The organism is Butyrivibrio sp. LC3010 (assembly GCF_000424385.1).
In the GTDB taxonomy this organism is placed as follows: Bacteria; Bacillota; Clostridia; order Lachnospirales; family Lachnospiraceae; genus Butyrivibrio.
On record NZ_AUJU01000004.1, the window covers coordinates 150,718 to 164,728 of the forward strand.

The window sequence follows — 14,011 nt, forward strand, 5'->3', positions numbered from 1 at the left end:
ATGTTTGAAGAAATGATTCGTAGGATGAGTTGGCTTTTTGTGGAGCAGATATCGGGAATTTATATTAGTGATTTTTTAATCATTTTTTTTGCCTGTGCGTTAATTATATTGGTTCCAGGCTATGTTTTATATATTAAGAAAATGATAACATATCGAAAAATAATTCTTATTTATTTTACTGTGGTTTTTGCTTGCATAATGCTTGTATTCACGATTTTTAGAAGAGAACCAGGATCAAGATCGGGAAGAATTCTTACACATTTATATTTGGGGGTTTCTAGAAGGGCAATTTATTCCCCCAATCAAGTAGTTTATTGTTTTTTTAATGTGTTGCTTTTTATTCCATGGGGGGTGCTCCTTAGTTTATATAGAAAAAATGAACAATTTCTAAGAGTAGTGATTATGACTACAATTACCGGATTTTTGTTTAGCTTTTTAATAGAGATAATACAACATCTGAGCCGGACAGGTGTATTTGAAGTAACTGATTTGTTAATGAATTCATTTGGAACTTTTATAGGTGCAATAATAGGATATATATTTGTAGTTATTTTAAAAAAGAGAGAAAACAGAAATGGGTCAAAATAAAGAAAACAATAATAGAAAACTAGATAAGAAAGATTTGATAATAATTATAATCAGTTCATTTTCTCTGATATTATTATTACTTATTATTGTTATTTCAAGAAACCATGATAGAGCTCTATCGGAGACACTTCAAAAAAACAGAGATGTTACCGCTGACGACTTGATTGCTGATAAAAACAGTGAAGCAGATGAATTTTTGGAAATTACAGAAGTTAGTGGAGAAAAGTGGGTTGAAATACATAATATAGGTACAGAAACAATCGATTTATCAGGATTGGAGATATTAGTATCAGGTAATAGCGTCGGAAAGGTAGAAGATGATGTAAAGCTTAAAAAAGATGCCTATGCAGTAATTGATACTAATATTAATCCAGGTAATCGCAATTCAAATTTATTATCTTTAAAAAATAAAAATGGCAAACAGATAAAATCACTGTTAATTCCTAAACTTTCTGATGAACAAAGTTATGGAATTGTTGATGAGGAAACTAATAAGTGGGGATATTTTTCACCTTCGAAAGGGAAAAAAAATAGCTCCAAAAATCTTCAATTGGTTCAATATGATGGAATATCATTTTCTGCACCGGGGGGATTCTATAACGATAGTTTTGCTTTACAGCTTGCTGCAGATGATGGTGAAACTATTTATTATACAACTGATGGAACCAGACCTACTTTAGAATCTGAAATTTATGATACTGAAATAAAGATAAGTAATAAATCAGGGACAAATTATGTATATGCTAAAGAAGCGGTATATAACAGATTAAGCGGATGGTATGCGCCAAGAACAATAGATGCGGGAATGATAGTAAGAGCAATTGCTGTAGATTCTTCAGGTAAGGTTACGAAAGAAGCAAGTCAGTCATATTTTATTGGATTAATAAGAGATACTGATTATCAAAATATGCCTGTATTATCAATTACTACTGATCCTGAAAATCTTTTTAGCTATGAGGATGGGATTTATGTAGCTGGAAAAGCAAGAGAAGATGCTCTTATACAGGGATTAAATAAAATAAGTAGTAATGCTAATTATTTATCCGGATTAAAAAAGAATTCAAAAATAGAGTATTTTGAACCAAATAAAAGTAAGAGCTTTGAATTTAACGTAGAAATGAGTGTTTTGGGTGATGATTCATGTATAGATAAGCAAAAAGGGTTGGAATTTGATCTCAATGATGCAGATTATTCAGATTTTAATGGTTCTGGAATAATTGATTTTATATCGTCTTTTGGAAAGATAAAACTTCAGCAAAATTATGATGATAATTTGCTTAAGGTAAGAAATCATATTGTTAGTTCTTTTGCAGAAGACCTAAATGTTAGTACAATGGATTGTCAGCCTTGTATTTTATTTATAGATGGAGAATATTGGGGACTTTATAGTCTTAATGCATATTATGATGAAAAATATATAAAGCGCCATTATGGAATTTCAGGTAAAGAAATTGATTTTCATAATGTAGAAGGATATGAAGACCACTTTGGAGAGTTTTATTCATTTGTCACAAACAATGATTTATCAATATCTGAAAATTATGAAACAGTAAAATCTATGCTGGACATTGACAGTTATATTGACTATGTTTGTTTGAATGTTTATCTTGGTAATTCTGAGTTTTTCTCTCATCAAGGCACAGCTTGGCGAGTAGTTGATAATACTGGTAGTGAAAATACTTTTGGAAAATGGCGTTTTATGTGTGGGGATATGTCCCATACAATGTATCTTTCATCTAAGCAAACACCAACAATAAATACTTTTTTACAATTAGGAATAAAAGCAGATCTTTTACTTCAGTCACTACTTATGAATGAAGAATTTTGTGACCAGTTTAAAAGCAGAATGAACAAGCTAATTTCTGATACTTTTATAGAAGAGAAATATGAGGAAAGTATCGAGAAAATTGTTAAATTGATTAAAAAACCTGCATTGGCTTCATTTAATAGATTCTATGGTGGACCATCTGAGAAACAATATACGGCTTTGGTTGATAATATTATCGCCTTTTTAGAGGAACGTCCTGTATATATGGCAAAGTATACAGAAGAGTTTGTGAGTAATGGTGGTGATATTCAGTATGCAAAAGAACTTCTTGAAGAACTTGAGGCAAAGAAGAAAACGAGTGATTCAGAAGAAAATCAGGAGGGTGAAGACGGGGATATCGATGGCGAATCTAATTTAGATCAGAATATTGAAGGGGAGGAGACGATAAATGAAGATGCTGAAGCTACAGAGGGTGAATCAATGACAATTGAAGAAGATAATAGTAATGGTGTAGACATGCAACAATATATGGAAGCGATAGACTCATCAATAATATCTGAGCAAAATGAAGAAACTACACAGGAAGAGGATGTAACAAATGACTGATATGAGAGTTATCAGAGAATACACTAGAGAATTAATAATGTCTACTTTTGAGAATAGAAAACCTCAATTACTTCCGGACTTGCTTAGTATTTCTGATATTGTTGATGTTGCATGCAAAGGACAGATGCAATATCTGATGTTTAATTCGCTGTTAAAGATAGCTGAAGATAGCACGGAATTTGATTATATTAAAAAGTCTTTATATAAAAGTACAATGAAAACTTTTTTTCAAACAGTTGCAGTAAAAGATATTTCAAATGCTTTTGAAAAGGAAGGAATCAGGCATCAGATTTTAAAAGGTGCTATTACTAAAACAATCTACCCATCTCCTGAAATGAGAGATATGAGTGATATTGATCTTGTTGTTTATGATGATAATCTTGATAGAGCTGCTCGGGTTATGGAAGGAATGGGATTTACAAACCATGGACTTATAAAGCACCATATGATTTTTACTAAAGGAACAGACTTGGTAGTTGAAGTCCATTGGACCTTGTTTGACTCTAATGCAGGAAAAAAGCAGCATATATATTTTAAAGATAATTTCAGAGCAATTTTAAAGGAAGGAAAAGAATACACATATGAGTTTAGTATAGAAGATTTCTATGTATATATGATAGCTCATATGGCAAAGCATTTCTTTGAAACAGGATGTGGTATCAGAAACCTTGTTGATATTTATATCTATATAAATAAATATGGGATGGTTATGAATCAGGGATACCTTGAGAAGGAGTTGGCTTTATGCGGAATTCTGGACTTTGAGAAAAATATGAGACAACTTGCTTTTATCTGGCTTGACGGAAAGAATTGTGACGAGTTCTTTGAGAATCTTTTTGAGTACATGGTTGAGAGCGGTATATATGGAAAGTCAGAAAATGGTATATGGAGTCAATTGGCTAAAGAAACGATGGATAATAATAATGTAAAACTGCACTTTTATTTTCCTTCATTAAATTTTATGAAAGAAAAATATCCTTGCCTGGATAAAATGCCATATCTGCTTCCTGCAACATGGATAATCAGAGGAGTTTCCGGTGTTTTTAATAAACAAGCAATAGAGCATAAAGAAAGATTAGAGACAGCTGATAAAAAGCATATTGAGAAAATGCTTGATATTTATCATAAACTTAACCTTGAATTTAGAAGATAATAGTTTGTTTTATTTATTTTGTAGATGCTATTTATGAGATTTGAGAGTAAAAACATGAGAAATAAGATTTTATTAGAAAACATTAAGAAGATAGGAAATACTATTGTATATGAATATGCTGTTGAGGGAGATTGGAAAGATTATTTCAATTTGAATGAACAGTTTTTCATTTCTTATCCTTTTGGTATAACAGGTGTACCTGATTCAGTTTTGGCTGTACCATTTCTTTCTAATTTTTTACCCATGATTTGGTTGTTTGATGCTGAGGCTGTTTTGCCGGATTTGGATGAAGATTTTTATAATAAATTGGAAAATCTTAAAAAAGGATATATGGAAATGTATCCCATTCTTGAATTTAAGGGAACAATTAAAGTAAATAATGTAGAACAAAATAGACCACAATCAAGCGAAGGCTCAGCAGTTTTTTTCAGCGCAGGAGTAGATGCTTATACAACTTTGTATCGTCATATTGAGGAGAAACCGCTTCTGGTTACAATATGGGGAGCTGATGTAGATATTGATAACGAAGAAGGATGGAGAATTCTTGAAAGAGGAATAAAGGCTTCTGCAGATGATTATAATTTTGAATTTATTACAATAAAAAGTTCTATTAAGAAAGTAATTGATGAACCCAAATTAACTCTTTCAGATATTGTCAGACCTACAAATGAAGGTTGGTGGCATGGATTTCAGCATGGAATGGCTATTATTTCTCATATGGCACCAATAGCATATTTGCGGGGACTTAAGCATTCATATATATCGTCATCAAACCCTGAATATGCGAAAGGAACATATACATGTGCGAGTGATCCTATAATTGACAATCATATGTGCTTTTGCGGATGCAATACTATTCATGATGGCTATGAATTGGATCGTCAGCAAAAGATTCATTATATTGTGAGCGAAAAAGAAAAGCATAATTATCCTGTGCGATTGCATGTATGTTGGGAAACAGAAACTGGGGAAAATTGCTGTAAATGTGAGAAATGCTATCGAACAATTCTGGAATTGGTATCGGAAGGAGCAGACCCAAATGAATTTAACTTCAAATGGTCAAATGAAAATATTAGCGGAATGAAAAATCTTTTGATGAATAAAATCAGACTTCCAAAGTTTTACGTTGAAACATATTATCGTAGTTCTCAGAGCGTCATGAAGAGTAATGAGAATAGGATAAATAATATAAGTTCATATAGATGGTTTTTAAATATGGATATGGATAAGTTTAATGAGTATCCAATGAAAAAACTTCGCTGTAGTAAAATGTGGATTTGGTGTAGGGGAATATCACATTCTTTACGGGGGAAAAAATGAGAATTACCTTTTTAGGGGATGTAATGATGCAGCCTGAACAGTTACCGCTGTACTCAGATGGGAATAGGTATGATTTTGCTGAATGCTTTGAATTTCTCAGTAAATATCTGCAAGAATCAGATTATACAATTGCAAATTTGGAAACTCCAATAGCGGATAATACAGAAGGAGGTTACACTAATAAACTATATGAGTTTAATACCCCAGTGGAATTTGCAAGGGCCCTTAAAGATGCCGGTGTTAATATGGTAACGACAGCCAATAACCATTGTCTGGACAGAGGACTTGAAGGATTATTCTTAACCAATGACAATTTGGATATGATTGGAATTGATCATATAGGAACCAGAAATTGTCAGGGTGATTCATTTGTAATAAAGAAGATTGGAAATGTAAATGTGGGATTTTTAGCATTTACATACGGAACGAATGCATTTGCAAATAATAATTATCTGACTGAAGAAGAGTATAAGTATGTGGATATGTTGCAGAATCAGGAACTATCTAATAGCTTTGACAGAAATCTTCTTTATAATAGGAAAATTCCTTATAAGTTACTAAGAGTATTATATAGAGCTTTCGGTAAAGGACAGTTTGATGTTGCACCGTATGAACGAAGAGAGAAAAACAAGAAAAGATTAACATATTATTTTGAACAGATAAAAAAATGTAGAAATCAAGGAGCTGATATAGTAATTTCTATGCTCCACATAGGTGGACAATATAATGAACAGCCTTCTGAATATACAAAAGAGATGTGCAGTTTATCTATAGAAAATGGTGCAAGTTTTGTAGTAGCAAATCATGAACATGTTATTCATGGTTGGGATTATTATAATGGTCATTTTTGCGAGCATAGCTTGGGCAATTTAGTATCTGTTAATGGGGTTACAGTTGAACCTTTTGATAAGATGGCACAATATTCCATGGCATTAAATGCTGATATAGAAAGAGAAATTATTAGTTATTCTTTTTCATTGTTTCACTCAGTTCTTAAAGACAACGGTAAGATTGTATGCATTCCGGTATTTGATGAATGGAACAGCATAGAAGCAAACAAAAAAGATAAACTTGAAAAAGATGTTAGTGTAATTTTAAACAGACTATATCATACACAAGATAAAAAATATCAGATAAAATCTGAATATTCTATTAGTTAGTTTTTAGGGGAGTGGTGTTTTGGCTGAATCAAGGACAAAAAAAGCTAAGAGGAATATAGGAACTGCTGTAATACAAAATATAATAAATCTGCTGATTTCAATGATAGGTAGAATAGTATTTGCCAGAGTTTTGACTGCCAGTTATTTTGGTATTAGTGGATTATTCTCTAATGTTATAAGTGTATTGTCAATTGCTGATTTAGGAATGTCTACTGCAATGATGTATCGATTGTACAAGCCTATTTCTGAACATGATGAAGCTAAAATAGTAGCTCTTGTTGCTTTTTTTAAAAGAATCTTTCTGTTGATTGCTGCAGTGGTTTTCGGGGGTGGGATGGCACTTATTCCATTCTTAAAGTATATAATCAACCTTCCTGATAATATTCCACACTTGTATGCGTTTTACATACTTAATTTGCTTGGAACAGTTATGACGTATTTGTTTGTTTACAGAACTGTTCTTGTATCTGCAGATCAAAAGAATTATCTACTTGTAAGATCCAATATCATTTTTAAAATAGTATCTTTTATATTACAGATGTTTGCTCTAATAGTATTTAAGAGCTATTTTGTTTATTTGGTTATAGCCGTATGTATAAATATGGTTAATAATCTTTATCAAAATCATATAGCTTTGAAAATGTATCCGTTCCTTAGAACAATTAAGCCTCTAAAGCTGGATAAAGATGAATTAAAATCTATTTTTGATGATATTAAAGCACTTTTTTTATATAAAGTTTGCGGAGTAGTTCAAAGTAACACAGACAGTATTCTTATTTCTGTTTTTGTCGGTACCATTGTAGTAGGATATTATTCGAATTATGTGATGATTATCAGTCAGGTAATTACTTTCTTGGGAATAATCTTTGGGAATTTAAAAGCCAGTATTGGCAATAAACTTGCAAGTGAGAATTCTATAGAAAATGCGTATAGGTTATATCAGATTTTAGAGCTGCTTAATTATTGGCTAGTTTTAGGTTGCAGCATAGCGATCTTTGTTTTGTCGGGGCCTTTTATCAAATTATGCTTTGGAGAGGAATATGTATTGCCACATATTGTTGTATTTGCTATAATTCTTAATTTTTATACAAGCAATATTCGACAGACATTATGGGCTTACAGAGAAACAACGGGAATATTTAAACAGACACAATATACTACTATGGTAACTGCAATTTGTAACATAGTTACATCAATTATTGGTGGTTATCTTTGGGGATTGTTTGGTATCATAATTGCTACTGTGTTTTCTAGAATGGTATATGCCTGGTGGAAAGAACCTATGGTTCTATACAGAGAGTATTTTTCTAAGAATCCTATTAAATATTATATGACTTATATTATTAGGATGGGTATAGGAATAATAATAGGCAGTGTCGCATTTTTTGCATGCTCTTTGGTACCAAATTTTAATGATCTAGCAACATTGATAATAGATATATTTATTAGTGCAACGATTGTTTTGACAGGTCTTTATATAGTTTCATTTAATACAGATGAATTTAGATATTTGAAGGAATACATTTTTCGAGGAATTCGAAAATAGAAGAGAGCGAGTAATAGTATATGAGCGATATTATCAGTGTAATCGTTCCGGTTTATAAGGTTGAAAAATATATAAATAAATGTATAGACTCAATTCTAGAGCAGTCATATTCGGAGTTGGATATTATTTTGGTGGATGATGGGTCCCCTGATAATTGTGGAGTGATTTGTGATGACTATGCTAAGCGAGACAAAAGAATTCGAGTAATTCATAAGAAAAATGGTGGATTATCTAGTGCTAGAAATGCCGCACTTAATGATCTTAAAGGAAAATGGGTAGTCTGTATAGATAGTGATGACTATGTTCACAAGGATTTGATTAAAAGACTATACGAAGCAGCTAAGCAATATAATGCGGATATTTCAATATGTTCTCATTTTGAACAAGAGGGTGACAAGTTACAAATTACTGAAAGAATAGATGATGAAACTCAGATATTTAATAGACATGATGCTTTGCTGAAATTAGTTGAAGATAAGGAAATAAAGAGTTATGCATGGGGAAAACTGTATAAAAAAGAACTATTTGATGGGGTAAGGTATCCGGATGGAAGGAATTATGAGGATATTGCTACAACCTATTTACTTTTTGACAAAGCAGAACGAGTAGTTAAGATACCTGATTATTTATATTATTATCTGATAAGAGAAGATGGTATTTCGTTTAATTCTTCAACTGCTGCATGGCATAAGGGATGTCATGCGACATGCTTAGGGCAGGAGGAAAGAGCATCATACTTTAAGGATAATGGTTATACAGACTTATATGAACGTTCTATGGCAAAACTCTTGCCATATCTTTACTCAGATATAAGAAGCGGATATATCGTATCGGCAAATACTGATATAGCAGAGGCAAAATTATATATTAAAAATCATGAGTATGACTTTTTAAATAATAAAATAGTTGACGAAAAAGACAAAAAATTACTGTCTGTATATCTGATGAACAAAAGAATCTTTAGCCTTTATATAAAAAGTAAAAAGCTATATAAAAAGTGTATTCAGAACATTAGAAAAATAAAAAAAAGGATTACAACTAGTGATTTTTGCGATTTTTCTTTACAAGCAGGGAAAACAAAAAGAATAGTATATTTTGAACTTCCTTGTTTCGACAATCTAGGTGATCATGCTATTGCTTTTGTATCTGAACAAATACTTGAAACAAAATGTAAGGAGTTTAAGGAGTATCAATTATTTATTGTTGATGGTTGGGATACTGATAGAGCGATAAAATCGTTAAGAAAACATATACTTCCTAATGATGTTATAGTATGTCAGGGAGGGGGTAATTTTGGTAGTTTATATGAATTTGCTGAAGTGTTTAGACGTAAGGTCCTTAAAGCATTTAGAAACAACAAAATTATCATTATGCCACAGACTGTATTTTATTCTGATGATGATAAAGGAAGGCGAGAACTGAATGCAGATAAAAAAATAATTAAAGGGTGTAATGATATAACTATTTTTGTAAGAGATGCGAAATCGTATGAACTAATGAAACAGTATTTTGAGTGTACAGTAGAACAACTTCACGATGTAGTTTCATTCTTTGATGCAAAATATCTTTGCGAAAAGGAGAAAAATGGAATAATAGTTTGTTTGCGCTCAGACAAAGAAAGTGCTCTTAATGCAAAAGACAAGAAAAATATTATTGATATTTGTGAACGTATTACAGATAAAGCTTTAGTGACTGATACATGTGTTAAATACGAAGTAACTTCAAAAATGAGACGTGAAATTCTTGAGAAGAAAATTAAACTATTTGGAAGTGCTAGATTGGTTATAACAGATAGACTGCATGGGATGATTTTTTCGGTAATTACCGGAACACCATGTATTGTGATTGGGAATAATCATCATAAAGTTTATGAAACATATAAAACTTTTAGCGATTGCAAATATATAAGGTTTGTTCCTTCTTTAGATGGGCTAGAGAAAAAAATACAGGATATGTTGAACCTAAAAATAGATAATCAGAATAAAGTTTTTGACAAAGACATAGACATTCTTGTTAGAAAATTATTTTATTAGGAATTATGACTTATGAATGGATTAGTTAGTGTGATTGTCCCTGTTTATAATGCTGAAAAATATCTAAATAAGTGTATAGAGTCTATAGAAACACAAAGCTATAGAAATTTAGAAATAGTTTTGATAAATGACTGTTCTACGGATAATTCTGGAAAAATATGTGAAGAATTAGCTGGAAAAGATGACCGAATTATTTATATTTGTAACGATAATAATCTAGGTGTTCAAAGAACCAGAAATAAAGCTATTGAAATATGCAGTGGTGAATTTATAGCTTTTGTGGATTCAGATGATTTTATCCATGAGCTCTTTATTGAGAGATTACTTAATGCATTAGTTGACCAAGGTGCAGACATTTCGTTATGCCATGAAAGAGCATTTCAGGATGGATGTAATGAAGATGAAATTAACCTCAATATAGATCCGAATGGTAAGACACATGTTGAGAATCATAATGACTATATTGAACATTTTATGGATGAATTTACAGGACCAATAGGTTGGAGTTGTAATAAATTATTTAAGGCATCTATCATAAAAAAACACAGATATAAACAATTCATATATGAAGATATAGTTTTTAATGCTGAAGTTTCACACGATATCAACAAAGCCGTTTGGCTGGATGATAGATCTTATGCGTATAGATTGAGAGATGGTAGTATTACATCAAGAGGGAAAAAGGATATAAGTAATGAAGCTGCCGAGTCATATATTTATACGCTAAAAGTACTGGAAAATTCAGATAAAGACTATAATGACAGATTACGTTTATATACGTTGGTTAAGATCGCAAATTTATGTGCACAAAGTAAAAAACAATATGGTAATGAATCTGTATGTAAAATTCGGAAAACATACAATGAAACTTTTGATAGATTAATTAAACAGATAAAGAAGGAATGTAATGTGAATTTAGTTAAAGTATTTTTAGCTAGATATTGTTTTGGAGTATATTATCTATTGGCAAATAAATAGGAAATAAGAATGAGTATATTAAGAAGATTTTATAGATTTATTAGATACAATGAGCATAAAAGACTTACCCTAAAAGCATGGATATTATCCGCCAGATTCAGATACCAGATGCTATATGAGAAACCTGCAAAGCTATATAACAAATGGGGGATTGCGGGGCAGGAATCGCTAGGAGACGCAACGTTGGATGAATATAGATTTGCAAAAAGAGTAGCATATGCTGTAAATCAGGTGTGCAATAAAACAAGATGGGAGAGTAAATGCCTAGTAAGAGCTTTAACAGCTCAAAGATTACTTACTGAGAAGGGAATAGACTCAACGCTCTATCTTGGATGCAAGGAAAATGAGAAAGGTAAGATGGTCGCTCATGCCTGGATAAGATGCGGAAATGCATATGTAACTGGAGGAAATGGTGCTTCAGAGGGGTATGCTATAGTTGAGAAATTTAAGGCAAGGATTTAGTGATGAGCAAAGTGGCAAAAATAAAGCATTATTGGAATAAAAGAGATGATGCCAAGGAATATTTTAAGTGGATATTGGGATATACTAAGCCATATATCCCACAATTGAGTCTGTTAATGTTTTTTGATCTAATCGGAACTTTAATGTCTGTTGGCATGGCAATAATCGGAAAAGAAATGATAGATAAAGCTACAAGTGGAAATCTATCGGATTTATGGACTATTATTGCTATGTATGTCTTTGTTATTTTCGGGAGTCAGGCACTGGGAATTATAAGTAATCTGGTTTCAGTTGTGGTTTATGAGAAATTTGGTTTTGGCATTAGAAAAAAGGTATATAGACGAATTCTTGATACAAGTTGGCTTGACATTTCAAAGTACCATACAGGCGACTTAATGACCAGACTTACCAGTGATGTTGGAGCTGTCGCAGACGGTATTTCAACTACCATTCCAACTATCATAAGGCTGCTTGTAGAGCTAGTTGTAACCTTCTTTGCACTTGCTTATTATGATATTCGGTTGGCTCTATTTGCTCTGATGGTTGCGCCGATAGCTATGGTTGCGAGCTTCTGGCTTGGAAGAAAACTCAAATATCTCACGGTTAAGGTACAACAGACAGAATCAAAGTATCGTTCATTTATGCAAGAGAGTCTTGCCAATATTCTGATTGAGAAATCCTTTTGTCTTGAGGATTATTCGGAAGAGCGGCTTACACAGCTAAGAGATGAGCGAATTTACTGGGTTTTTAAAAAGAACAGAACAAATATGTATGCTTCTGCAGCAATGGGATTATCCTTTCAGCTTGGATATATAGTTGCATTTTCATGGGGGGCTATCTGTATAGCAAGTAAGACAATCACCTATGGTACCATGACTGTATTTTTACAGCTAGTAAACAGAATTCAAGCACCGATAGTAAGCTTGGCTCAGCTAGTACCCAGGCTTATATCAATGCTGGCTTCTGCCGGCCGAATCATTGAACTACAGGAGCTTCCTCGTGAAGAATACTTAGGAAGAACAATAAAGCCTGAGGGCATTGGAGTTAAGGTTACAGATATAACCTTTGGATATACGGATGAGCTTGTTTTTGAGGATGCAAGTATTGAATTTAAACCCGGTGAATTTACTGCAATTGTTGGTAAATCCGGAATCGGCAAGACTACTCTTGTAAGACTTATCATGGCATTTACCAAGAAGATGCAGGGAAATATATCTTTTTATAATACAAGTGGTGAAATGCTTGATGCCAGTCCTGATGCCAGAAACTTTATAGCTTATGTTCCACAGGGTAACACCTTATTTAGTGGAACAATTAGGGAAAATATCCTGATGGGCAGAAAAGATGCTTCTGAAAAGGAAATAATGGAGGCACTAAAGAGTTCTGCAGCCTATGACTTTATTAAGGATTTCCCTGATGGAATAGATACTGTGATCGGTGAGAAGGGCGTAGGTATCTCTGAAGGACAGGCTCAAAGAATCGCAATAGCCAGAGCACTTGTTCGAAGAGCACCATTCCTTATTCTTGATGAAGCTACATCTTCACTAGATGAAAGCACGGAGTTACGTGTTCTTGAAGGAATCCGTAAATGGAGTCCTGCTCCTACCTGCCTTCTTATTACGCATAGAAGATCTGTTTTGCAGTACTGCGACAGAGAGATTCAGATTGTTGATAGAAAAATGAGGGAAGCAATATGATCAAGATTCTGATGATCGATGATGATATCGAAGTTTTAGATATAAATAAAAAGTTTTTTGAAGAAAAAAATTGTCATGTTGAGGTAGCAGAGCTCGCAATAAAAGGTCTTCAGCTTGCAAAGACATTCAATCCTGATTGTATACTGCTAGATGTTATGATGCCTGATCTGGATGGCTTTTCACTCTGTAAGGAGATTAGAAAAATTACGGATGCGCCGGTCTTATTTCTTTCAGGAAAAGTGTCTGAGGATGACAAAATAGAAGGCTTTGAAGCAGGTGGGGATGACTATATAGAAAAACCCTATAGTCTCAGAGAATTATACGCAAGAATTCAGGTAAGCATTCGAAGACATACTAAGACTAATCAGTATAAAAAGGAAAATATGATAATTGATATTAATCCGTTTTATATAGATATTGAAAATCATAAGCTTCTATACGGAGAAGAAGAAATAGCACTATCTAATAAAGAATATGACCTCATTCTTTTTTTGTCACAGAATATAGGAAAAGAGATTACCTTTGAAGAAATCGGACTTAAACTTTGGGGAAGCTACATTGAATCTGACAGGCGAAATGTTATGGTCAATATGTCACGATTAAGAAAGAAAATTGAGTCGCAGACCGGAATTGATAATTTAATAGAAACAGTTTGGGCGAAGGGCTACAAGCTGGTAAAGCTAAAATAAAATGATTACGC

Annotated in this window: 11 protein-coding genes; all 11 read left to right on the forward strand. The window is 32.6% G+C overall.

The window, feature by feature from the left end; all coding sequences use genetic code 11:
• Genes G622_RS24285 through G622_RS0104670 form a run of 11 tightly spaced genes read left to right on the forward strand, consistent with a single transcriptional unit; the run spans window position 1 to window position 14,000 of the window.
• On the forward strand, window positions 1-588 hold the full coding sequence (locus G622_RS24285) for a VanZ family protein (protein ID WP_049945683.1): 588 nt from the start codon (window positions 1-3) through the stop codon (window positions 586-588).
• Window positions 575-2,962, forward strand: coding sequence for a CotH kinase family protein (locus tag G622_RS0104625; protein WP_026509718.1), 2,388 nt, complete (start codon window positions 575-577; stop codon window positions 2,960-2,962). The genes G622_RS24285 and G622_RS0104625 overlap by 14 nt, the downstream gene beginning before the upstream one ends.
• Window positions 2,955-4,115, forward strand: a complete 1,161-nt coding sequence (locus G622_RS0104630) for a nucleotidyltransferase domain-containing protein (protein ID WP_026509719.1) — start codon at window positions 2,955-2,957, stop codon at window positions 4,113-4,115. The genes G622_RS0104625 and G622_RS0104630 overlap by 8 nt, the downstream gene beginning before the upstream one ends.
• A gap of 54 nt (window positions 4,116-4,169) precedes the next feature.
• Window positions 4,170-5,435, forward strand: coding sequence for a hypothetical protein (locus G622_RS0104635; protein WP_026509720.1), 1,266 nt, complete (start codon window positions 4,170-4,172; stop codon window positions 5,433-5,435).
• Window positions 5,432-6,595: a CapA family protein gene (locus G622_RS0104640; RefSeq protein WP_026509721.1), complete on the forward strand. Its 1,164-nt coding sequence runs from the start codon at window positions 5,432-5,434 to the stop codon at window positions 6,593-6,595. Before G622_RS0104635 ends, G622_RS0104640 begins: the two co-directional genes overlap by 4 nt.
• Before the next feature lie 19 nt (window positions 6,596-6,614).
• Window positions 6,615-8,141 (forward strand): lipopolysaccharide biosynthesis protein, encoded by a 1,527-nt coding sequence (locus G622_RS0104645; protein WP_026509722.1) that lies wholly within the window; start codon window positions 6,615-6,617, stop codon window positions 8,139-8,141.
• 20 nt (window positions 8,142-8,161) lie between these two features.
• A complete protein-coding gene (locus G622_RS24290) occupies window positions 8,162-10,174 on the forward strand; it encodes a glycosyltransferase (RefSeq protein WP_049945684.1) in 2,013 nt (670 codons plus the stop codon).
• Between the two features lie 12 nt (window positions 10,175-10,186).
• Window positions 10,187-11,152 carry a glycosyltransferase family 2 protein gene (locus G622_RS0104655; protein WP_026509723.1) on the forward strand — a complete coding sequence of 322 codons (966 nt, stop codon included), beginning with the start codon at window positions 10,187-10,189 and terminating at the stop codon, window positions 11,150-11,152.
• 9 nt (window positions 11,153-11,161) lie between these two features.
• A complete protein-coding gene (locus G622_RS21630) occupies window positions 11,162-11,614 on the forward strand; it encodes a lasso peptide biosynthesis B2 protein (RefSeq protein WP_044957115.1) in 453 nt (150 codons plus the stop codon).
• 11 nt (window positions 11,615-11,625) lie between these two features.
• Window positions 11,626-13,311 (forward strand): ABC transporter ATP-binding protein, encoded by a 1,686-nt coding sequence (locus G622_RS0104665; RefSeq protein ID WP_196814175.1) that lies wholly within the window; start codon window positions 11,626-11,628, stop codon window positions 13,309-13,311.
• The gene (locus tag G622_RS0104670; RefSeq protein WP_026509725.1) at window positions 13,308-14,000 is read left to right on the forward strand and encodes a response regulator transcription factor; all 693 of its coding nucleotides are present in this window, start codon (window positions 13,308-13,310) and stop codon (window positions 13,998-14,000) included. Before G622_RS0104665 ends, G622_RS0104670 begins: the two co-directional genes overlap by 4 nt.
• Window positions 14,001-14,011: the final 11 nt, after the last annotated feature.

Coding starts and splice junctions, on each gene's coding strand:
- G622_RS0104655 (WP_026509723.1), top strand. CDS start 10,187: ATGAATGGATTAGTTAGTGTGATTGTCCCTGTTTATAATGCTGAAAAA.
- G622_RS21630 (WP_044957115.1), top strand. CDS start 11,162: ATGAGTATATTAAGAAGATTTTATAGATTTATTAGATACAATGAGCAT.
- G622_RS0104635 (WP_026509720.1), top strand. CDS start 4,170: ATGAGAAATAAGATTTTATTAGAAAACATTAAGAAGATAGGAAATACT.
- G622_RS0104625 (WP_026509718.1), top strand. CDS start 575: ATGGGTCAAAATAAAGAAAACAATAATAGAAAACTAGATAAGAAAGAT.
- G622_RS24285 (WP_049945683.1), top strand. CDS start 1: ATGTTTGAAGAAATGATTCGTAGGATGAGTTGGCTTTTTGTGGAGCAG.
- G622_RS0104630 (WP_026509719.1), top strand. CDS start 2,955: ATGACTGATATGAGAGTTATCAGAGAATACACTAGAGAATTAATAATG.
- G622_RS0104640 (WP_026509721.1), top strand. CDS start 5,432: ATGAGAATTACCTTTTTAGGGGATGTAATGATGCAGCCTGAACAGTTA.
- G622_RS24290 (WP_049945684.1), top strand. CDS start 8,162: ATGAGCGATATTATCAGTGTAATCGTTCCGGTTTATAAGGTTGAAAAA.
- G622_RS0104670 (WP_026509725.1), top strand. CDS start 13,308: ATGATCAAGATTCTGATGATCGATGATGATATCGAAGTTTTAGATATA.